Origin of the sequence: Nonomuraea sp. NPDC050394 (genome assembly GCF_044459065.1) — a bacterium.
Taxonomy (GTDB): Bacteria; Actinomycetota; Actinomycetes; order Streptosporangiales; family Streptosporangiaceae; genus Nonomuraea.
Genome location: NZ_JBITIO010000001.1, coordinates 518090 through 539641, shown reverse-complemented (window position 1 = coordinate 539641; position 21552 = coordinate 518090). Strand labels below are relative to the sequence as shown.

Genomic DNA, 21552 nt, shown 5'->3' with positions numbered 1-21552 from the left:
ATCAACGTGGGACCGGTTGTCCCCCTCTCTCGTTCAGCCTAAGACCAGCGTCCCCAAAAACGTGGTCCAACTCACACACGGTCGCGACGCGCAACGAATCCGGCGATACCCGCGCAGATCAGATCACCGACGATGATGACAATCCGCGACACAAGGGCCACCGCGATCGCCGAGCCTCGATCCATGACCGGTGACAGCACCGCCACCATGGCCACCTCGCGCACCCCCGCCCCCGCGGGCACGACGAAGGTCAGGATGCCCAGGCACCACGACAGCGCGAACGCGCCGATCGCGAAGAGCAGCCCGGTCTGCGGCGCGACGAAGTACAGGTGCGCACCGTAGGCGGCCCAACCGGCCAGCGCCCAGCCGAGCGCGGTCAGCATGCCGCGCCGGGTGAGCGGGCGTTCGAGCGGATCGCGCTTGAGCTTGCGCAGCCCGAACCCGATCACCGCGTTGATGACCTTGGGTTCCAGCAGCACGAGGATCACCGGGAGGGCCAGCAGCAGCCAGCCGTAGCGGTCCCAGCCGAGGGTGCCGAGCGTGACGAGCAGGCCGGTGGCCAGCTGGATCGGCATCATCAGGAAGAACGCAGCGGCGCTGCGCGACCGGGGCACACCGAGGTCGCGGCCCATCTCCATCTGCGCGATCACCGGCCAGACGGCGCCGGGGATGTACTTGCCGAGCTGGCCCACGAAGAAGACCTTGGCCGCGGACCTGAACGGCAGCGGCGAGCCCAGGTCGGCGAGGAGCGTGCGCCACGTGAGCATCGCGCCCAGCAGCGCCGCAACGACCGCGACCAGCGAGGCGGCCACCATGGGCCACGACAGCTTCGCGAACCCGGCGGCCACGGCGTCCCACTGGGAGGCGACCGCCCAGGTGCCGAAGCCCAGGGCGATGGCCAGGAAGCCGAACCTGACCACCTTCTTCACCACGGAGCGGCGTGCCGTGCGCGGCTCCGCCGTACTCAAAGCACTCTTTCCGGCGGCTGCGGGAGTGCGGCGCCGCGCGGACGGCGCGGCGTCTTGGTGGCCACCCACAGGTAGGTCGGCACGACCGGGAGGAGCAGCTTGAGCACCTCACGGGGGGTTTTCGCCAGTACGGCCCGCACCACCTTGCCCAGCACGCCGGGGAACAGCTCCCCACCGGCGAAGCGGGTCGGCGTGGCCAGCACGGGGAAGGTGTAGTCCCAGACGTGGAAGGCGCGCAGCATGCGCTTGAGCCCGCGGCGGGTGCGGAAGCGCTCGTAGTAGTGGTCGGCGCGGCCGAAGGCGCGCACGTAACGGTCGGCGAGCGACGGCGGCAGGTACGACAGGAACGGCAGTTTGTAGTGCGGTTCCATGATGCCGAGCCGGTTGCCGAGGCCGAGGTAGAGGACGCCGTCGTCGGCCAGGACCCGGTGCATCTCGGCGACGACCGCGTCGGGGTCGACCACGTGCTCGTAGATGTGGTTGAAGACCAGCACGTCCACCGAGCGGTCGGGGAACGGCAGCGCCGTGCCGTCACCGCAGACGAACGCCACCCGCTCGCCGAAGCGGTCGGCGGCCTTGCGCAGGCCGGGCACGTCGATGTCGATGCCCAGCGTGTGTTTGGCGCCCGCGCCGGCCAGTTCGTCGGCGATGAATCCGGCGGAACAGCCCACGTCGCCCACGGTCAGCCCCGCCAGCGGCCCGTGGAAGTGCTCCAGCACCGCGATGATCTTCGCGGCCTTGCGGCGGCGCTTGCCCTCGTCGAGCATCGCCGCCTGGAACTCGGAGTATTCGAGCTGCTGTTGCCTGCTCATGGGTCGCTTGCCGTTCCTCCTCCGCGGGCGCTCGTTCCTCGCGACCACTCCGCTCAGTGCGCCGGGTTCGCTCCCGCCACGCTGCCCCACAGTACCGGGCCCGCGCGTTAATCAGTTGTCAAACGCCCTTTGGTAGCGTGCCCGCCAGATATTTCCGACCTTGGGGGGAAATGTGGGCGTGTTCGACAAGATCCGGGGCGAGTTCGTCGACATCGTCGAGTGGCTCGACGACAGCCGCGACACCATCGTCTGGCGATTCCCCCGCTACGAGAACGAGATCAAGATGGGCGCGCGCCTGGTCGTGCGCGAGTCGCAGGTCGCGGTCTTCGTCAACGAGGGCCAGATCGCCGACATCTTCCCGCCCGGCACGTACACGCTGGAAACCCGGAACCTGCCGATCCTGTCCACGCTCAAGGGCTGGAAGCACGGCTTCCACTCCCCCTTCAAGGCCGAGGTGTACTTCGTCGGCACCCGCCAGTTCAGCGACTTCAAGTGGGGCACCCAGAACCCCGTCATGATCAGGGACGCCGAGTTCGGCCCCATCCGGCTGCGCGCCTTCGGCGCCTACTCCGCCCGCGTCATCGACGCCAGGAAGCTGCTGACCGAACTGGCCGGGACCGACCAGCAGTTCAGGACCGAGGAGGTCGAGGGCTACCTCCGCCAGATGATCGTCAGCCGGCTCGCGCCCGCGCTGGCCACGGCCGGGATGCCCGTGCTCGACCTGGCCGCCAAGCAGCACGAGATGGGCCGCCGCCTGGCCGAGGTGCTCAGCGCCGACCTGGCGGAGGTGGGCATCTCGATCCCGAACTTCAGCATCGAGAACATCTCGCTGCCGCCCGAGGTCGAGCAGGCGCTGGACAAGCGCACCCAGATGGGCATCGTCGGCGACCTGGGACGTTACTCCCAGTTCCAGGCGGCCAACGCGGTGGAGGCCGCCGCCGGGAACCCCAACGGCGCCATGGGACTCGGAGTCGGCATGGTGGCGGGCCAGCAGGCCGCCGCCTCGGCCTTCGCACCGCCCGCCGCACCGCCGCCCGCCACGCCGCCGCCCCTGCCGTCCGCGCAGTGGTACGTCGGCGTCGGCGGCGAGCGCAAGGGCCCCTACGACCAGGCCGCGCTCGTGAACACCGGCCTCACGCCCGAGACGCTGGTGTGGAAGGCCGGGATGGCGCAGTGGTCGCCCGCCCGCGACGTCCCCGAGCTCGCCGGGCTGCTCGCCCAGACGCCCCCGCCGCTCCCGCCCGCCTGAACCGCAGAAAGGCTCCGGATTTGTCCTCCCCCGCACAAACCACCCATCCGTGCTCGGGCTGTGGCGCGAGCGTCGCCTACGCCCCGGGCACCAGCGTGCAGCGTTGCCCGTACTGCGGCTTCGAGCAGCGCATCGCCGCCCCGGAACGGGCGGTGCGCGAGCACGACTACGCCGCCTTCCTGGCCAAGCCGCGGGTGGCGGCGGTAGCCGTACACCAGAGTGCCTGTCCGGGGTGCGGCGCGCGCACGGAGAGCGACGCGCTGTCGAAGAGCTGCCAGTTCTGCGGCGCCGCGCTGGTCGCGGACACCACGGCGGGCGGCCAGATCGCGCCCGAGGCCGTGGTCCCGTTCGCGCTGGACAAGAACGGCTCGCGCACGGCGCTGCGCGGCTGGGTGAAGTCCCGCTGGTTCGCCCCCAACCGCCTCAAGAAGGTCAGCGAGGCGGAGTCGATGAAGTCCACATATGTCCCGCACTGGACCTTCGACTCCGGCACCACGTCCGACTACACCGGCTCGCGCGGCGAGCACTACTACGTCACCGAGACCTACACGGAGAACGGCGAGACCAAGACCCGCCAGGTGCGCAAGACCCGCTGGTGGCCGGCCTCCGGCACCGTCTCGCGCCACTTCGACGACGTGCTCGTGGCCGCGACCCACCGGGTCACCCCCGAGCAACTGGCCGAGCTTGAACCGTGGCCCACCGGCCAGGCCCTCCCCTTCGAGCCCGCCTACATCTCCGGCCACCACACCCTGCGCTACGAGGTCGAGCCGGAACAGGGCATCGAGGCCGCCAAGCAGGAGATGGCCGAGGTCATCAGGCAGGACTGCCGCCGGGACATCGGCGGCGACGAGCAGCGCGTGAGCACGGTCGACACGACGTACACCCATGTCACGTTCAAGCTCCTGCTGCTGCCGGTGTGGATCGGCTGCTACCTGTTCGGCGGCAAGACCTACCAGGTGCTCATCAACGGCGTCACCGGGGAGGTTCAGGGCCAGCGCCCCTACAGCTGGGTCAAAATCACCCTTACCGCGCTGGCGGCCGCCGCGCTCATCGGCCTCGTCGTCTGGCTAATCATCGCCAACCGCGCGTAGATTTGGCGAATGCTCCGCCGCCTGCTGCGTGTCCTGCTCGCGCTGGTCGCGCTCGGATTTCTCGGGTACGGCCTGGCCAAGAACTGGGGTGAGACCACGACCGCCCTGTCCGGCCTGTCGCCCTGGGCGCTGGCGGGGGCGTTCGCCGCGGTCCTGGCCGGGCAGTTCTGCATGCTGGTGGCCTGGCGGGAGGTGCTGGCCGGGCTGGGCTCGCCGCTGTCGTTGCGGGTGAGCGGGCGGATCATGTTCGTGGGCCAGCTGGGCAAGTACATCCCGGGCTCGGTCTGGGCCTACGCGGCCATGATGGATCTCGGGCGCGACCACGGCAGCCCGCCGCGGCGTACGTTCGCGTGCATCTCGCTCGCGCTGGTGATCAACCTCGGGGTGGCGCTGACGATCGCCGCGGCCACGCTGGCCACGCACGAGGCGCTGCGCAAGGCCTGGTACCTGCTGCTCATCGTCCCGGTCATCGTGGTCTGCCTGCATCCCAAGGTGCTGACCTGGGGGCTCAACCTGGCGTTGCGGCTGGCGCGCAAGGAGCCGCTGGAGAGCGTGCTGCCGGGCCGTACCGTGCTGGTGGCCGTGGCGTGGACGGCGCTCGGCTGGCTGATCTACGGCGTGCACACCATGCTGCTGGCCGGCCGGTGGGACCTCTACGTACTGGCGACCGGCGCCTACGCCTTCGCCTGGGCGACCGGGCTGCTGACGTTCGTGGTGCCGGCCGGGGTGGGCGTGCGCGAGGGCGCGCTGGTGCTGGTGTTCACCCCGCTGATCGGCACGGGCGCGGCCTTCGCGGTGGCGCTGCTGTCGCGGGTGGCCTTCACGCTGGCCGACGCCACCGCGGCCGGAGTCGCCTTCCTGCTGGGCCGTCAGGAATCCAGCAAGGCCGCCGCGTACGCCGACCAGAACGGCTCCGGGTCCACCGACTTGACCCCGGAGCGCAACCCGACCGGGTCGGCGTAGAGCCGCTCGATCGCCTTTCTGAGCCCTTCGACGTCCTCCGGTTCGACCAGCAGGCCGTCCACGCCGTCGGTGATGTGGTCGGCGAGCGCGCCCACCCGGGTGGCGATCACCGGGACGCCGTGCTCGTGGCCGAGCCACACGTTCTGGCTGGCGGTGGCGTTGCGGTAGGGCAGGACCAGGGCGTCGGCGCGGGCGAAGAGCTCCGGCACGTCCTCGGCGGCCACGTACCCGGGCCGCAGTTCGACCCGGTCGCCGATGCCGAGCTCGGAGATGAGCCGCCCGGTCTCCTCCAGCCCGCCCCAGAACTCCCCGGCGACGGTCAGCCCGACGCCGTCCGGCAACGCCCTGAGCAGCAGATCCAGCCCCTTGTACGGCCGGACGATCCCAAAGAACAGCAGATTGTTGTGGACTTGCCCCGATTTTTCGGCATTTTTCGAGGGAAGGTGGGGCGCCATCGCGGCCACCCGGACCGGCTTGTCCGTGAGCTCCCCGGCCAGCGCCGCCTGCTGCTCCGAGTGTGTGAGCACCCTGTCGACCCGCTTGAGCAGCGCCTTCATGAGCGGCCTGTCGTAAGGCTTGCGCTCATGCGGCAACACGTTGTGGCACAGCGCCACCGTCGTGGCCCTGCCCGCGATGCCATACGAAATTCCCAGATAGGCGGGCACCTGCACCGGGCTGAGCACCGCGAAGACCACCAGGTCGGCGCCGCGCAACCGCCGCCCGCACGCCACCCACCCGTCCGGCCGCCGCCAGTCGAGCCTGCGCAGCGTCTTCGGGTACGGCCGGCCCTCAGGAGCCGAGATCGTCTGCCGGCCGGGGTAGAGAAAGCCCGGATACTGGGCCTTCCACGACTCGATCACCACGTCATGACCCAGCGCGCTCAGCCGGTGCGCCAGCTCGGTGGTGTGCTGCGCCCCGCCGCCCTTGTACGGGTACGTCGGGCCGACGATCGCGATCCGCACCTACTCTCCCCTGCTCCGCACGATCAGGTCGGCCAGCAGCGCGACGGCGCCGATCAGCATGCCCGACAGGAAGATCATCACGGTGTTGGCCGGGAAGTAGAAGGGATGCTGGACCATGTCCCACACGCCCTTGACGAACCCGATGCCGACCAGCCACAACGCCGGCGGCATCAGGACCTTCAGCGGGTTGAAATACATGATCATCCGCAGGACCTGCAGGATGTAGCGGTAGGCGTCGGAGATGAAGCTGAACTTCGACTTGCCCGCCCGCTTGGCGTAGCCGATCGGCAGGTAGTAGACGTCGTGCTGGTTCGACAGGAACGACAGCGTGATCGTCGTGACACACGAGAACCCGGGAGGCAGCAGCCGCAGGTACGGCCGCGCCACCGACTTGCGGAAGGCCCGCAGACCGGAGTTGAGATCCGGGATCTTCTGGCCGGCGAGCTTCTCGGCGACCTTCCTGATCACCCACTTGGCCGGCACCCGCAGCAGCTTGTGCGAGCCCTCCTCCGACGTGCGCGCGCCCACGACCTGGTCGATCGTCAGGTCCTTCTCCAGGATCTGGACCAGGTCGGGGATGCGCTCGTTCGGGTAGGTCATGTCGGCGTCGGTCCACACGACGATCTCGCCGCGCGCCTCCTGGGTGCCGATCCTGCGTACGGTGCCCGATCCCCCGTTGCGGTGGAACGCCCGGATCCGCATGTTCGGGAATCGCGGGGCGGCCTCCTGCAGCTTCGCCAGCGTCGCGTCCGTCGAGCAGTCGTCGACGGCCACGAGCTCGTAGGTGTAGCCGCTGGAGTCCATCGCCTCGGTGATTCGCTCGACCTCGTCGATGACATGATCCTGCTCGTTGTAGCAGGGCAGGACGATCGTGACGTACGGCGCTTCTTCCACGGCGGGTCCACTCTGGGGGGTCTCAGGCGTGCTCACGTGGGTCGAGGTTACTCTGCCCAGCGGAACGCGGCGTCCACATCAGCGATGCCGGGAAACCTGATCCACCCCCGGAAGACCCCGCAGAGCAGGGCGAATCTGCTCGAACACCGAGGCGTCCGTCAGCACGAGATGGAAGTACTCGCCCACGGCGGGCGTCCTGTTCTCATGGGTGACGCGGCGCCAGTTGTCGATCGCGTGCCGGCGCGACTCCAGGTAGACCTTCTTCACGCCCTGCAGGGTGCGCAGCGCCTCGAAGACGGCGTCCCGCTCGTGGTCGGTGATCGCGCCGCGCCCCGGGCAGTTGGCCGCACCGCAGAGCTCGACCTTCGCCTGCGCCCGCCCTGCCCAGAAGTCCGTCCGCCAGACCCTGGCCGTGGTGATCCCGGGCAGCTTCTCCAGCTTCGGGCCCAGCTTCACGTTCGGGACCTTGACCTCCGCCCGGAAGGAAGCCGGAATGGCGCCCTTCCGCACTCGCAGGCCGTCCTCGCGGGCGTTGCGGTAGGCCTCGTCCTCGGAGACGTACCGCAAGCCGGACAGCCCGGACAGCCGCTTCAGCAGCCGCTCGATCTTCCGCTTCTGCTCGTCGTCCGGCCCGCGGCCGTCGCACTTCTTCTGGAGACTGGCCTTGGAGCACAGGTAGACCGTCAGGCGTCCCGTCGTAGGCCAGGCGGCCTTGGGGGTCGGCAGCGGCGAGACCGCGACCGCGACCACCCCGTCCGCGCCGCTCCCGGGCTCGACGCTCACGTCGCCGGCGCCCGGCTCGGCGTCCCTGTTCTCCTGAGCCTCGTTCACCGAGGTCTCGCCCAGCGTGCTGTCCGCCGGGGTGTCGGCCGCAGCCGAGCCCATTCCACTGGTCGCCAGCGCCGTCGTTAACGCCGCGACCACCCACGTACGCCTCATGGCGACACATAATCGCGATCACCCACGATCTAGGTCAAATGGGGTTTTATGGGTGGGACATCCAGACGTTGATCCGCAGGCTCCAGGTGCCGTTGGGCGGTTCGGTCAGCGAGCGTTCGTCCTGGCGGACGACCAGGGCCATGACCTGCTCGAACGGTCCGTAGAACCGCACCTGGTCCGCGCTCGCCGCGAGGATCACGGGGGTACGGCCGGCCCGTTCCACCCCGGCGATCAAGCGGTCGACGTCTTCCCTCCTGGCCGTGTCCGAGCCCCACTCCCGGCGCACATCGGCGGCCGGGACGCCGCACATGCCCCGCACCACCTGGGTGAAGCGGTCGGCGGTCACCCGCTCGATGATCAGGACGGAGGCGTCGCGCGGGATCGCCCGGCACATCGCCTCGACGGCCGCCCGCTCGCCCCGCTCGATCGGGGTGAACGCGGTGCCGATGGACGTGATGACCGGCGGGACCAGGATCAGGACCGTCCCGACGCCGGCCGTCCAGGCCTGGACACGCGAGCCGTACCCGAGCCTGCGGGTCTTGTCGCGGACCCAGTCGAGCCCCCACACCGCCAGCACGATCAACCCCGGTATCACCACCGGGACCAGACGGCGCGCGGCCCACGGCTGGTCCGGCGTAATCTCGGGACGCAGCAGTGTGGTGACGGTGGTCCAGCCGATGACGGCCAGCGGCAGCAGCCACTCGAACGCGGCGGCGTCGCGCAGCAGCCTGCGCACCAGAACGGCGGCCGCCACCGTGGCCAGCACCACGACCGGGACGCCCACGTACCAGATCACCCAATAGAGCGACTCGTCGAAATACAGCCGCGTTCCGTCGACCGGCAGGCCGTTGGCCTTCTGCGTCTCCTCGATGAACCGGGCCGTCCGCACGTCGTCCCTGCTCACCGGCTGCCGATGCACCGTCTGGACCCACGGCCGCACCGCGAACCCGACCATCACCAGGGCCACCAGCGCCGCGCCGATCTCGGGCAGCCGCCGGGGCAGCCGGATCCGGGCCAGGCGGGGGGCGACGGCCGTACCCACGAGCGTCAGAACCAGGACGACACCGCAGATCAGCAGCAGCGGCACCACCGAACGGGACAGATAGGCCAGGTACGGCCGCGCGAACGTGTAGGCCGCCAGAAACCCCAGCCCGACCCCGACCGCCAGCCCGCCCAGCAGCGGCAGCCCCAGCACGCCGACCGGCCGCCGGAACCGGCTCATGGCCACCAGCAGACCCGCGAAGGCCAGCACGGGCAGCACGTCCCGCAACCCGTCGATCCGCACCAGCGTGGCCAGCCCGAACACCAGTCCCGCCAGCCCGGCAACCCACCGAACCCCACCCTCAGACCCGCCTACACCCGCAACCCGCCCCTCACCCGCAGCAGCACCACCCGCCGCACTTTCGCCGCCGGCGCTGCCCATGCCTTCGCTGTCCGCCGAGCTCTCAGCGGTCGCCGGACTGCCGCCACCGGCCCCGGTTCCGGCGGCCTCGGTGCCTTCCCCGCCCTCCATTGCCCTTGCGGCCACGGTTCCGGCGGCCTCCGCTCCGGTCGTGGGCGCCGGAGCGGTTTCACCCGCGAGGGGCCCGCCGGTCGCGACGTTCCCGCTGCCGGGGACGGCCGGGTCGTCCTGCCGGGGCGGGAGGACGTGTGTCGCCGTGGTGCGCCCTGTTGCGCTGCTCGCCCCGAGGGCGCGCGACCGGCCGACCCCGCCAGAGCGGCCGGCCCCGCCCGACGGGTCGGTCCCGCCAGACGGGTCAGCCCCGCCAGACCGGGCGACGCCGGACCCGCCGGACCCGCTGGGCCCGCCGACCCCGGACCCGTCGACGCCTGACCCGCCGACCCCGCCGGACCGGGCGGGCACGGAGGGCCGGGCGGGCACGGGGGTCCAGATGCGGGTCAGGGCGTCGTGGGCCAGGCAGAGGCCGCCGAACAAAAGGATCAGTGACGGGATCTCGCTGAACGTGGTCCGCGAGGTGTAGAGGATCGGCATGCTCACCGCGAACGCCAGCGCCGCCACCGGCGCCCCCCGACCGCCAGCCAGCCGCGCCGCGACCCCGCCGACCGTGAGCACCGCCAGCGCCCCCAGCACCGGAGGCCCGAGCAGCAGCCCGCCGAGCCAGTCGGCCGCCGAGAAGAGCATGGGCGGGCCCGCCATGAACTGCGGCACCACCGCCCCGCCGAAGTCGAAGAACCCGACGCTGTCGAAGACGAGCGCCGGGTCGGGGCCGCCGAAGGCCTGCTCCTGGTAGGGGATGGGCAGTGATCCGTGCTCGGCGATCCAGGCGGTGTACTGCGCGTAGGTGGCCGGGTCGCGGCGGACGATGAGCTGTTCGCTGTGGAAGATCGCGTTGAAGATCCCGGAGCCCGCCGCGATCGCCAGCACTCCGGCCGTCTGCCGCCCGGTCGCCTCCACCGTCTCGGGCAGGCGCCGCAGCCCCGTCCAGCACAGCAGCGCGATGACCGGCAGCGCCAGCACCACCGTGAACACCGGCCGGAACGCCCCCGCCATCAGCAGCGGCAGCCCGGCCAGCAGCCAGCCCGCCACGACCAGGGCAGGCAGCAGCGAGGCCGTCGCGAGCACCCGGCCCGCCGACGGCCTCCGCGTCTCGTCGGGCCGGAGCCAGGAGGGTGCCATCGCTGATCGCGAGGGTATCCAACCGGGCCGACAACACGCCCGCCTGAGATCGCGAAACGCATGGAAGCCGGTAGCGTACGGCCGGACGGCGGTGAACAGGGGAGGGCCGTTGAAGGAGGCGACACCGGACCAGCCCGGCGCGACGGACCAGGCACCGGACACACCCGACGCCGCGCACCAGCGCCCCGACGCCCCCCACCAGGCACAGGACGAGCCCAGCGCTCCACAGCCGGTGTCGGAGAAGCCCGGCACACCGACCCGGACGCCCGAGAAAGCAGTGACCCAGACGCCCGAAGAAACGGCGCCCCAGACGGCCGAAGAAACGGCGCCCCAGACGGCCGAAGAAACGGCGCCCCAGACGGCCGAGGAAACGGCGGCCCAGAGGGAGGAAGCGGCGGCTCAGGCAGCCGAAGAGGCGGCGGCTCAGTCGCCTGAGGAATCCGGCCTCGAAGAATCCGCGGCCAAGACCGCGGCCACCGTCCTGACCCGCGCCGTCCGGGCCGCCGGGCAGCACCGCTGGTTCGTGGGCCTGTTCGCCGCCGGAGCCATCCTGCGCCTGCTGGCGATGCTCGGCTTCCGTCCGGCCCTGTGGTTCCCCGACTCCTACACCTACATCGTCACCGTCTTCCGGCCTCGCCCCGACCTGGTACGCCCGGCCGGGTACTCCATCTTCCTCAAGCTCCTGGAACCGTTCCACAGCTTCGCCGCCGTCGCGGCGGTTCAGCACCTCATGGGCCTGGCGGTCGCGGTCATGATCTACCTGGCCGCCAGGAGGGCCCGCCCCTGGATCAGGACGTTGGCGACGGTCCCGGTCCTCCTGGACGCGTACCAGATCGAGCTGGAACATCTGCTGGTCTCCGACACCCTGTTCATGTTCCTGGTCACCGCCGCCGTCGTGCTGGCGATCCGGGACCGGATGACCTGGCGCACGGCCACCGCCATCGGCCTCCTCCTGGCCGCCGCCACCCTGACCAGGACGATCGGCCAGCCTCTGGTCGTGCTGCTGGCCTGCTGGTTCCTGATCCGCAGGCGGCTCGCCCTGACCGGCGTCCTGCTGGCCGCCGCGCTGGTCCCGGTCATGGCGTACATGGGCTGGTTCTACGCCACCTACGACCGTGCCGGCCTGGTGGGCGCCAACGGGGTCTTCCTCTACGCCAGGGCGCAGTCGTTCGCCGACTGCCAGAAGATGGATCCGCCACCCGACCTGCGCGTGCTCTGCGATCCCCGGCCGCCGGACCGCCGCCCGCCCTCGCAGGAGTACGTCTGGTCGCAGGACACCCCGCTGGTCAGGCTGCCCGGCATCACGTTCTCGCGTGCCAACGACGCCCTGGCGGGGCGGTTCGCCCTGCTGGCCATCCGCTCGCAGCCGCTCGACTACGCCGCCTCGATCGCCTCCGAGCTGGCCCGTACGTTCACCTGGGGCCGCCCGGTCTACCCCGACCAGGAGATCTACGACTACTACGAGTTCCCGTCGCGGGAGCCGGACCCTCCCGGCAGGCACGCGGCGCAGCTCGGCGCCGAGCTGGCCGAGCGCTACGAGGGCGGGCCGATCGCGACGCGGGTGGTGGAGCCGTACGCGGGGTGGTTGCGGGCCTACCAGGATGTGGCGCGGTTGCCGGGGACCGCCCTGCTGCTGGTTCTGCTCGTGCCGCCCGCCCTGTCCGTAATCCGCCGCCGACCGGAATTGGAGTGGCTCGTGCCCTGGTCAACGGCGGTGGCGCTTCTCGTGGTCCCGGCGGCGGTGGCCGAATTCGACTACCGGTACGTGCTGCCGGCCGTACCGCTGGCATGTCTCGCCCTGGCCCTTCGCAGCCGCTCCGACCTGCCGAAACAGTAAAGACTTTCACGCTGATATTCCACGAAATGTCCAGGTCTGAGTATGCTTTGGCCCTGTAACATCACGCTGGGGTCACGACCGATTCGGTCATTCATGGCTCCTGGCACGCCGTACGTGACCTAGTCTCGTGGCGCAAGTGTGCGACCGAGCCAGCTGGATACGGCCTGGCGAATTCTTCGAATAGAGGAGGGCCGTGTTGGAGCTGAGGGGGGCGTATGAGTGACCACCGGAGCGTGTCCGTCCAGGACAGACGGAACGCTCAGACCGACCCGGGCGGCATGCGCGGCCCGCGTCGCGCGGCGTCACCGCCTCCGCCCCCCGACGACCAGCCGCCGCGCGGCCGCCGCGCCAAGAGCGGCGGCGGGCCCGGCAAGATGCGCGTCCTGGCCTGGGTCAGCATCGGGCTCACCGGCGTGGTCGTCGCCGGCTCGCTGACCGGCTACACGCTCTACCGCGACGCGCTCGGCTCCATCAACAAGAAGAACGTCAACGAGCAGATCCTCAACCCGCGCCCGGCCAACTCCACCGGCGCGCTGAACATCCTCCTGGTCGGCTCCGACACCCGCGACGGCCAGGGCAACGCCCGTTACGGCCAGCTCGACGCCCGCAGAGGCGCGGGCAAGCGCACCGACACGATCATCCTGATGCACATCTCGCCCAACCGCGACGGCGCCAAGCTCATCAGCTTCCCGCGCGACTCGATGGTCGACATCCCGCGGTGCAAGAACGAGACCACCGGCGCGGTCATGCCGCCCCACCGCGACATGATCAACTCGGCCTACAACTCCGGCGGCATCGCCTGCACCATCTCCACCCTGGAGACGCTGACGGGCATCCCCATCCAGCACTTCGCCGAGGTCGACTTCAGCGGGTTCAAGAACATCGTCGACGCCCTCGGCGGCATCGAGATCTGCCTCAAGAGCGGCGTCAACGACAAGAAGTCCAAGCTCGTGCTGCCGAAGGGCAGGAGCGTGCTCGACGGCGAGAAGGCCCTCGGCTTCGTCCGCCTGCGCAACTACGGCGACGGCAGCGACATCCAGCGCATCCGCCGCCAGCAGCTCTTCCTCGGCAAGGTCGTCGCCAAGGCCACCAGCGGCGAGCTGCTGACGAACGTGCCCAAGCTGTCCGGCTTCGTGAAGGCGGCCGGTCAGTCGGTCACCATGGACCCGGGCCTGGCCGACGACCCGGAGAAGCTCATCCAGATCGCGCAGAGCGCGGCGAAGATGACCGCGGGCGACGTCAAGTTCATCACGGTGCCGTGGGGCGCCGACCCCACCGACCCCAACCGCGTGGTCTGGAAGCAGCCCGCCGCCAACGAGCTCTTCAACATGATCAAGACCGACGTCGACATCGTGGTGCCCGAGCCCACGCCCACCGGCTCGGGCAAGCCGAAGATCACGGTCAAGCCCGAGCAGGTCGAGGTCCAGGTGCTCAACGGCACCGCCACCCAGGGCAAGGCCAGGGAGGTCGCCGACCAGCTCACCAAGGAGGGCTTCCGGGTCGTCAGCCTGGGCAACTACAAGCCGGCGACCGGCAGCGTGGCCAAGACCGAATTGCGCTACGGCAAGAAGGCCACCAACGGCGAGGACTACGCCGGCGTCGTGGGCAAGGCGACCTCACCGGCCGTCACCCCGGCCAAGGGCGGCGTGAAGCCGCTGACCACCGAGCCCTACACCTCCACCGTCCCGCCCGCGAAGCCCGTCGACGGCGCGAAGCCGCCGGTGATCCAGCTGATCGTCGGCGACGACTGGAAGGGCGTAAAGGTGACAAAGGTATCCGAAGACGTCAAGCAGAACACTGTGAGTGCAAACCAGTCCAACGTGTGCACCTAACCTCCAAGTTCCCTGTGGATACGGGGTTTCTTGGCGCTCCTTCAGAGACAGGAGTGTCCCGCGGCGCTAAAGTTGTGAGGTCGGCGACTGCGCTCGTACGACGTCGTCCAGGCGTCAGTCGAGACAGGCGGTCGCGTTCCCCCGACCCCGAACGAACTGAGCGTCTGCCACGTGACTGACACCCGGTCCTCCGTCCCTGCCACCACCATCGAGCAGCAGGACAGTACGGACGCCAAGAACCGGTGGCCACTGCCGGGGCAGGACGCGGGTTTCTGGGGGCAGGAGAAGGACGAGCAGGAGCCGGCACCGCCACCGGCCAAGAAGCGCGACCCGTATCTCGACAACGTCAAGTTCGTGCTCATCGCGCTGGTCGTCGTCGGCCACTCGCTGGTCCCGACGCTCAACACCGACTCCTCGCGGTCGCTGTACATCTTCATCTACATGTTCCACATGCCGCTGTTCGTGCTGATCAGCGGCTACCTGTCGCGTAACTTCTGGAATTCCAACGCCAAGACCAACAAGCTCGTCGACACGTTCGTCATCCCGTACGTGATCGTCGAGGTCGGCTACGCCGTGCTCCGCACCGCCGTCGGGCAGAAGTGGAGCCTGACGATCATCGACCCGGCGTGGCTCAACTGGTACCTGCTGGCGCTGCTGTTCTGGCGGCTGTCGACGCCGGTGTGGAAGCGGATGAAGTTCCCCATCCCGGTCGCCATCGCCATCTACCTGTTCGCGGGGTTCTCGCAGATCAGCGGCGACTTCAGCATGGACCGCTTCTTCGGCCTGCTGCCCTTCTTCGTGATCGGCCTGGTCATGCGGCCCGAGCACTTCGAGCTGCTCAACCGCAGGTGGATCAAGATCGTCTCAGCGGTCACGCTGGTCGGCGCCGCGGCCAGCTCGATCCTGGTGGCCCGCTTCGACCCCACGCTCAAGCCGTTCTACTTCAAGCACAGCTACCAGGACATGGACCTGTCGTGGTGGATGGGCCTGGGCGTGCGCACCGGACTGCTGGCCTGCTCGCTGGCGATGTGCTTCGCCGTACTGTCGCTGGTCCCGCGTGGCGAGACCTGGTACTCCGACCTCGGCACCCGCACGCTTTACGCCTACCTGCTCCACGGCATCCCCGTACTGATCGCCAAGGACCAGGGCTGGCTCGACCTGCCCTGGCTGCAGGGCCCGCTGGGCGTGCTCGCGATCGCCTCCAGCGCGTTCGCCCTGGCGATCGTCCTGTGCCTGCCCGAGACGCGCACGATCTTCAAGTGGGTCCTTGAGCCACGCTTGACCTGGCTATACCGCCGTCCCTCCGGAAGTTAATCATCAGTTCCACCGCCCTTCACCTGACCGACCCAGGCAAACCTCAGCATCAAAGACATGCGGGTATGTGTCGCGACGATTGACCATCATCCCGAGGATGCCCGGATCATGCATCGGCAGATCCGCGCACTCCTCGATGCGGACCACGACATCACGTACGTGGCGCCGTTCACCTACTTCAACGTGACACCACCGCTGCCGATCACCGCGATCGACGTACCGCGCGGCGCCGGGCACGGCAGGGCGCGGGCCGCCCTGCGCCGCGGTGTCAGAGGCGCGGACCTGCTGCTCGTGCATGACGCCGACCTGCTGCGCGCCCTGCCCTACCGGCATCCGCCGGTGGTCTGGGACGTACGCGAACCGGCCGACTCCCGGCGAGCCGCACGCGCGGAGCGCCGCCACCACGTGATCTCGCCATCCGTGGTGCCAGAGGCCACTCTGGTGTCGCCCGCCCCTCCCCCTCCCGGCGACACCAGGGTGGTCCACCTCGGTCGCCTGACGGCCGAGCGCGGCGCCGCCGAGCTCATCTCGCTCGCCGAACGGCTGGTGCCGCACGGCATCCGCCTCGATCTCATCGGCCAGGCCGACCGCGAGGCGCGGGTGTTGCTGCGCGACGCCCAGCGGGTCGGCCTGCTCGACTGGTACGGCCATGTGCCCAACCGCCACGCGCTGCGCATGGTCGAGGGCGCCTTGGCCGGCATCTCCCTGGCGCCCGCCGACGTCACGGGCGTACCGACCAAGGTGCTCGACTACATGGGGCGCGGCGTGCCCGTCATCACCACTCCTCAGTCGGGCACGCTGGTGCAGACCGCTCGCTGCGGGCTCGTCGTCCCTTTTGACGTGGACTCGGTACGGCATGCCGTACTCGATCTCAAGGAAGACCCCGACCGCAGGGCCAACATGGGCGCCCGCGGCCACACCTACGCCCGCCTGCACCACCACTGGCCCGACCACGCCCCGGCCTTCGTGGCCCGCATGGAGTCGCTGGCAGGGGTGGCGCACTCCCTGGCGGTCTAGAAGCGGGCGATGTCGAAGGTCGCGTCGATGAGGCCCACCGCGCGCACCCGCGGGTCCTCCAGCAGCTTGCGCAGGCGGTCGACCGGCACGCCCTGGTCGAGGTAGGCGTAGGCGAGCCCGTCCTTGGCGGCCTTGCGGACGCGTTCGAGGGTGAGGTCGAAGGCGCGCAGGTCAGCCGCGTCGGAGTCCTGGAGGATCTTGTCCCAGGAGCGGAACTCGGCCAGGATCCCGGACGGGTTCTCGTGGCACCAGCCCGACTCCGGCCTGACCGGCGTGCGATCCCACAGGCCCGATCCGAACGTGATCGGCACGGATCCGGGCCTGGCCTCGTAAACGATCTTCTCGGGGCAGCCGTCGTAGGCCTTGCCGAAGGCGACCAGCTGCTCGGCCGTCGCGGGCCGGTTGAACTCCACCAGCGCCAGGACGCGCATGCCCTTCGGCAGCTCGGCGAGGATCCTGCGGGCTTCGTCCTTGTCGATGGGGGACTTGTGCCCGACCCTGCTCAGCGCGGTGGCCACCGCGGTGTTGGCTTCGTTGCCCAGAGGCAGGTGCTCCAGCCCGCCGAAGAGGTTCGTCGTGATCTTGTAGGGCACCTCCGCCTTCCCGTAGAACCCGCCGTAGGCCCTGAGCTGGCTGGCCGTGAGCGGCAGGCTCGCCGACCAGGGGGTGGTGTCGCAGCACTCGCCGAGCTCGATCCGATAGGACGGGTTGTACATCTTGAACGCCGTCCCGTACACGTCGTGGATCCGGTCCACGCGCCCGCCGCTCTTCTGCACCAGGATCGGCGCCACCACCAGCACCAGCGTCAGCGCGAGCAGCCCGGCCAGCACGAGCGAGGCCGTCTTGACCAGCCCGCGCCGCACCGCCTTCCTGGTGGCCTTGGGGTCGAAGTCGGGCAGGTCCAGCTCGCTCATCAGGGGGCTCCATAGATCTCGGCGAAGGCCGCGCGGGCCCGCCACACCGCTGTCTTGATCGTGTTGTGCTTCTTGCCGGTCATCGCCGCCACCTCGACCATGGAGAAGCCCTCCAGGTAGACCAGCTCCAGCAGCCTCCGATGCTGGAGCGGAAGGCGGTCGAGGGCGTCGCGTACCTCCAGGGCGTCGGCCCCGATGGCGGGGACGCCGAGCTCGTCCGGATCGGGTAAGGCCAGCTCGACACGTCTGCGGCGCACGTGGTCGAGCAGGACGTTGCGGGCGATGGCCAGCAGCCAGGCCGCCGGGTTCTCGCCGCGCCAGCCGAGCATCGCCCGGGTGGCCTTGACGAAGGTCTCCTGCGCGAGGTCCTCGGCAAGGTGGGGGTCGCGGGTCCGGCGCAGCAGGAACCCGCACACGAGCGGCCAGTGCTCGCGATAGAGCTCCTCGATGATGATGGCCTCCGCATTCCTTGGACAGTCACATCAGACCAGACGGGATCCGGACAGGAATGGTCACATCGCTTCGCGATTGATGTACTGGAGGCATGGCATCGCATCTGATCCAGGGCCGAACGGTGAGTCTGCCCGTCCGGGTGAGAGACGCGACGGTCTGCAGCACGATGTACCCGGTACGCGCCGACGCCGCCCGGGCGGTGATCGCCTACTCGGGACTGGACGTGGCCGAGGTCTTCCCCGGCAAGGCCATCTGCACGCTGATCTTCGTCGACTATCGTGACGGCGACCTGGACACCTACCACGAGTTCGGGGTGGCGTTCCTGGTCCGTCAACCGGGTTCGGCGGGCGTGGTGGGCCTGTCCGATCTGCGGAACGCCGCGGCGTTCATCCACTGGCTCCCCGTGGACCAGTCGTTCACGATGGAGGCCGGCCGTTCGATGTGGGGATTCCCCAAGGAACTGGCCGAGATCGACCTGAGGTTGTCCTCCCCCTACAAGCGCTGCATCGTCCGCAAGGACGGCCGCCTGGTCATCGACCTGCTGCTGAAGCCGGGCTTCCCGGTGCCCAGGCCGGCCGTACCCCTGACCGCCTACACCCACCGCGACGGCGTCACGAGGAAGATCCCCGCCGAGATGTCGGCGAGGGGCGTGCGGCTGCGGCCGGGGGGCGCCCTGGTCAGACTGGGCAACCACCCGATCGCCAAGGAGCTGAGCGAGCTGGGCCTGCCGAAACGGGCGCTGCTGAGCACGACGGTGGATCGGGCGAGCATGTCCTTCGGAGCCGCGGTGGACCTCTAGACGATGGGCGGGCGGCCCAGCTTCACCATGCGCCAGGCGGTCTTCCACGCCATCGGGCGGCGTTCGCCCGCGGGGGTGCGCAGGCCCTCCAGGAAGCCGGTGAACCACGCCTTCAGGGCCGTGCCCGAGCGTTCGCGCACCAGCGTGAGGACGACCCAGTTGACCAGGTAGAGGGCGGCCAGCGGCCAGGGCAGGTTGCGCCGGGCCAGCCACACGCGGTTACGCGCGTTGAGCCGGTAGAAGTCGGCGTGGCGGGTCGGCGGCACCTGCGGGTGGTACATGACGGTCTCGGCGTCGTACTCGATCCGGTAGCCCTCGCCGAGCAGCCGCCAGGCCAGGTCGGTCTCCTCGTGCGCGTAGAAGAAGCGCTCGGGCAGCCCGCCCACCTGGAGGAAGGCGGAACGGCGGATGGCCGAGGCGCCCCCCAGGAACGTGGTGACCGGCGAGGAGCGCTGCGGGTCCCCCGCGCGCAGGCGCGGCACGTGGCGCCGCTGGCCGACGCCGCCTTCGGGGTCCATCACGCGGAAGGAGATGACGGCCAGATCGGGCTCGGTGGCGAAGCGGTCGCGTACGTGGGCGACGACCTTCTGGTTGGCGTACCAGCCGTCGTCGTCGAGGAACAGCACGACGTCGCCCGAGCACTCCTCGACGCCCCGGTTACGTCCGGCCGGGATGCCGGTGTTGTGCTCCAGGCGGACCGTCTTCACGATCGCGGCCGAGCCCTCGGGTGGCGTCGCCGTCACCTCGGGCACGTCGGCCCCGTTGCCCACGATCACCACCTCGACGTCGCCGTCGACCTGGTTGAGCGCGGAATCGACCGCCCGGTTCAGCTCCGCGACCCGGTTGCCCATGGTGAGGATGACGCACGAGATCTTCAACGGGTCATCACCTTGACGCGTTGAGAGCACGAGCGGAGCATTCTTTCATGATCACCGAGTCTGCTGGTATGCATATTTCCTGATATTGGTGGAGCTAAGCGTATCGGAACCGTGGGTGAACCCCCACCGAACGGCGGACGTCCGATCAATACGACGGACGCCGAGCCTGAGCGGTTCCGACGGGAGCTCACGCAAGCCGCCTCGATGCCAAGATGCTCACCAGGTGCAACACCATCTGGAGTCCCGCGGCTATCAGGCAGGCTACGGTGAGTACACGGGTCGCCGTGAGGTTTCCCGCCAGTTGGTCGATCACAGCCGTGCCCAGCGCGAGCAGGGACAGCTCGATCGGCTGCACGATTCGGTGAAACTTCGTGGCCGACAGGATGCGCCGGCCCAGCCCCAGCAGCCCCGAGCGGAACTGCCCCACCGACGCCTCGCTGGCCGAATCCAGCCCGCCCTTGGCGCGGGCCACGTCGACCAGGTCGGTCTCGGCCTTGATGAGGATCGCGCCGAGGGCGGCGGCGAAACCCATCACGGTGTACCAGTCGGGCAGCACCTCGGAAGCCCGCCAGCCCAGCCCGGCCAGCACGGCGGCCTCGGTGAAGTAGGCGCCGACCCGATCGAGGTAGACGCCGGTCAGCGACGTTTTGCCGGTCCAGCGGGCCAGCTCGCCGTCGGAACAGTCGAGCAGCAGGTACACCTGCACGAGCAGGGCGGCCAGGAAGGCGCCCCAGATCCCGGGCAGGGCCATCGCGAAGCCCGCCAGGACGCCGGCGATCGTCATCACCCAGGTGAGCTGGTTCGGCGTGACCCGGGTCTTGGCCAGCAGCCAGGTGACCCGGATCGAGATCGCGCGCATGTAGAGCACGCCCGCCCAGTGCTCGCCGTTCTTGCGGTCGAGGTGGCCCTCCGGCTGGGCCACCGCGCGCAGCTCAGCTACCGAAGGCCCGGACATAGTCCGCCACCCGTCCACGCACCTCGGATTCCGACAGCCGCATGTGCTCCAGGATCGTGTAGCGACCCGGGCGGGTGGAGGGCGCCAGCATGACGGCCTCGGTGAACTGCTCCGCGCTCAGCCCGATGTCACCGGGCGTGACGGGCAGCCGGTGCTGCCGCAGGCAGTCGACGACCTGCTGGAGCCGGCCGGCGTAATCCCGCAGGAAGTAACAGAACGCGGTGCCGATCCCGGCGAGCTCGCCGTGATTGGAAGTGCCGGGGAAAAGCTGATCCACGGCATGAAGGATCTCATGATCCCCGCCACTCGAAGGACGGGATGACCCTGCGATTACCATCGACATGCCCGACAAGATCAAGGATTCGGCCAGAACCGTCAGGAAGGCGTCGGTCTCGATGGAGTCCTTACGCCCGATCAGAGCCTCCGCCGCGGTACGCGCCATCGAGCACGCCAGCCCATCGATCGGCTCACCGCGCTCGACGTTGGCCAGCTGCCAGTCGTCGATCGCCGACAGGTTGCTGATCACGTCGCCCACTCCGGAGCGCACCAGCGACTCGGGCGCGGTGTGGACGAAGTCCAGGTCGACCAGGATCGCCAGCGGCATCGGCACGCCGAACGACCCCTTGCCGCCCTCGTAGACCAGCGAGGCGGTGGGCGAGCAGATGCCGTCGTGCGAGAGGTTCGTGGCCACCGCGACCATGGGGATGCCGGCCAGCGACGCGGCGTACTTCGTGGCGTCGATGGTCCGTCCGCCGCCGACGCCGACGACCACCTCATAGGCGCCCTTGCGCAGGTCGGCGCCGAGCGAGACGGCCGCGTCGACGGAGCCGTCGGCCACACGGAAGACCTCGGCCTGATCCAGCGTGGGGGCGATCAGGCCCTCGATATGGTCACCCTGGCCGGGGCCGACGGCGACCGCGACCCTGCCGGAGGTGGCCACCCGGCTGTCGTTGAGCAGCGCGCCCAGCTGGGCGACCGCGCCGCGCCGTACCTCCATGGTGAGCGGCGCGGGCAGCATCCTCGCGAGAAGCGGCATC

At 69.7% G+C, this 21552-nt stretch carries 19 protein-coding genes; 8 read left to right on the top strand and 11 right to left on the bottom strand.

Going from position 1 to position 21552, the window contains the following annotated elements; genetic code table 11:
* Window positions 1–71 precede the first annotated feature (71 nt).
* Entirely contained in the window at window positions 72–968 is an 897-nt protein-coding gene (locus ACIBKY_RS02735) for a YbhN family protein (RefSeq protein ID WP_397093864.1), read from the bottom strand.
* Window positions 965–1780, bottom strand: a complete 816-nt coding sequence (locus tag ACIBKY_RS02730; protein WP_397093862.1) for a methyltransferase domain-containing protein — start codon at window positions 1778–1780, stop codon at window positions 965–967. Before ACIBKY_RS02730 ends, ACIBKY_RS02735 begins: the two co-directional genes overlap by 4 nt.
* 178 nt (window positions 1781–1958) lie before the next feature.
* Between ACIBKY_RS02730 and ACIBKY_RS02725 the strand changes: the two genes are divergently transcribed.
* The 3 genes from ACIBKY_RS02725 to ACIBKY_RS02715 are packed head-to-tail and all read left to right on the top strand — an operon-like array spanning window position 1959 to window position 5083.
* Window positions 1959–3029 carry an SPFH domain-containing protein gene (locus ACIBKY_RS02725; protein ID WP_397093861.1) on the top strand — a complete coding sequence of 357 codons (1071 nt, stop codon included), beginning with the start codon at window positions 1959–1961 and terminating at the stop codon, window positions 3027–3029.
* A 20-nt stretch (window positions 3030–3049) separates the two neighbouring features.
* Window positions 3050–4120, top strand: coding sequence for a hypothetical protein (locus ACIBKY_RS02720; protein WP_397093859.1), 1071 nt, complete (start codon window positions 3050–3052; stop codon window positions 4118–4120).
* A gap of 9 nt (window positions 4121–4129) precedes the next feature.
* On the top strand, window positions 4130–5083 hold the full coding sequence (locus ACIBKY_RS02715) for a lysylphosphatidylglycerol synthase domain-containing protein (protein WP_397093857.1): 954 nt from the start codon (window positions 4130–4132) through the stop codon (window positions 5081–5083).
* Here ACIBKY_RS02715 and ACIBKY_RS02710 read toward each other — a convergent pair.
* Genes ACIBKY_RS02710 through ACIBKY_RS02695 form a run of 4 tightly spaced genes read right to left on the bottom strand, consistent with a single transcriptional unit; the run spans window position 4990 to window position 10516 of the window.
* Entirely contained in the window at window positions 4990–6045 is a 1056-nt protein-coding gene (locus tag ACIBKY_RS02710; protein WP_397093855.1) for a glycosyltransferase family 4 protein, read from the bottom strand. The two genes, ACIBKY_RS02715 and ACIBKY_RS02710, sit on opposite strands and share 94 nt — an antisense overlap.
* Complete coding sequence (locus ACIBKY_RS02705; protein ID WP_397093853.1) at window positions 6046–6975, bottom strand: glycosyltransferase family 2 protein; 930 nt, start codon at window positions 6973–6975, stop codon at window positions 6046–6048.
* 42 nt (window positions 6976–7017) lie between these two features.
* Window positions 7018–7878 (bottom strand): hypothetical protein, encoded by an 861-nt coding sequence (locus ACIBKY_RS02700; protein WP_397093852.1) that lies wholly within the window; start codon window positions 7876–7878, stop codon window positions 7018–7020.
* 46 nt (window positions 7879–7924) lie between these two features.
* Complete coding sequence (locus ACIBKY_RS02695; protein ID WP_397093850.1) at window positions 7925–10516, bottom strand: hypothetical protein; 2592 nt, start codon at window positions 10514–10516, stop codon at window positions 7925–7927.
* 109 nt (window positions 10517–10625) lie between these two features.
* Between ACIBKY_RS02695 and ACIBKY_RS02690 the strand changes: the two genes are divergently transcribed.
* From ACIBKY_RS02690 to ACIBKY_RS02675, 4 genes are all read left to right on the top strand, one after another.
* The gene (locus tag ACIBKY_RS02690; RefSeq protein WP_397093849.1) at window positions 10626–12353 is read left to right on the top strand and encodes a hypothetical protein; all 1728 of its coding nucleotides are present in this window, start codon (window positions 10626–10628) and stop codon (window positions 12351–12353) included.
* A 215-nt stretch (window positions 12354–12568) separates the two neighbouring features.
* On the top strand, window positions 12569–14185 hold the full coding sequence (locus ACIBKY_RS02685) for an LCP family protein (protein ID WP_397093848.1): 1617 nt from the start codon (window positions 12569–12571) through the stop codon (window positions 14183–14185).
* A 171-nt stretch (window positions 14186–14356) separates the two neighbouring features.
* Window positions 14357–15499, top strand: coding sequence for an acyltransferase family protein (locus ACIBKY_RS02680; RefSeq protein WP_397093846.1), 1143 nt, complete (start codon window positions 14357–14359; stop codon window positions 15497–15499).
* Window positions 15500–15607: 108 nt separating this feature from the next.
* Window positions 15608–16516: a glycosyltransferase gene (locus ACIBKY_RS02675; protein ID WP_397093845.1), complete on the top strand. Its 909-nt coding sequence runs from the start codon at window positions 15608–15610 to the stop codon at window positions 16514–16516.
* Here the strand turns inward: ACIBKY_RS02675 and ACIBKY_RS02670 are convergent.
* Both ACIBKY_RS02670 and ACIBKY_RS02665 read right to left on the bottom strand, forming a co-directional pair.
* The gene (locus tag ACIBKY_RS02670; protein WP_397093844.1) at window positions 16513–17430 is read right to left on the bottom strand and encodes a hypothetical protein; all 918 of its coding nucleotides are present in this window, start codon (window positions 17428–17430) and stop codon (window positions 16513–16515) included. The two genes, ACIBKY_RS02675 and ACIBKY_RS02670, sit on opposite strands and share 4 nt — an antisense overlap.
* The gene (locus ACIBKY_RS02665; RefSeq protein ID WP_397095432.1) at window positions 17430–17879 is read right to left on the bottom strand and encodes an RNA polymerase sigma factor; all 450 of its coding nucleotides are present in this window, start codon (window positions 17877–17879) and stop codon (window positions 17430–17432) included. The genes ACIBKY_RS02670 and ACIBKY_RS02665 overlap by 1 nt, the downstream gene beginning before the upstream one ends.
* A 95-nt stretch (window positions 17880–17974) precedes the next feature.
* On the opposite strand from ACIBKY_RS02665, the gene ACIBKY_RS02660 reads away from it, so the two are divergent.
* Window positions 17975–18682, top strand: a complete 708-nt coding sequence (locus tag ACIBKY_RS02660; protein ID WP_397093843.1) for an acetoacetate decarboxylase family protein — start codon at window positions 17975–17977, stop codon at window positions 18680–18682.
* Here ACIBKY_RS02660 and ACIBKY_RS02655 read toward each other — a convergent pair.
* The 3 genes from ACIBKY_RS02655 to ACIBKY_RS02645 all read right to left on the bottom strand — a co-directional run bounded on the left by ACIBKY_RS02655 (window position 18679) and on the right by ACIBKY_RS02645 (window position 21551).
* Complete coding sequence (locus tag ACIBKY_RS02655; RefSeq protein ID WP_397093842.1) at window positions 18679–19560, bottom strand: glycosyltransferase family 2 protein; 882 nt, start codon at window positions 19558–19560, stop codon at window positions 18679–18681. The two genes, ACIBKY_RS02660 and ACIBKY_RS02655, sit on opposite strands and share 4 nt — an antisense overlap.
* Window positions 19561–19747: 187 nt before the next feature.
* Window positions 19748–20515 carry a CDP-alcohol phosphatidyltransferase family protein gene (locus ACIBKY_RS02650; RefSeq protein ID WP_379609907.1) on the bottom strand — a complete coding sequence of 256 codons (768 nt, stop codon included), beginning with the start codon at window positions 20513–20515 and terminating at the stop codon, window positions 19748–19750.
* Entirely contained in the window at window positions 20493–21551 is a 1059-nt protein-coding gene (locus ACIBKY_RS02645; RefSeq protein ID WP_397093840.1) for an iron-containing alcohol dehydrogenase family protein, read from the bottom strand. Before ACIBKY_RS02645 ends, ACIBKY_RS02650 begins: the two co-directional genes overlap by 23 nt.
* Between the last annotated feature and the right edge of the window lies 1 nt (window position 21552).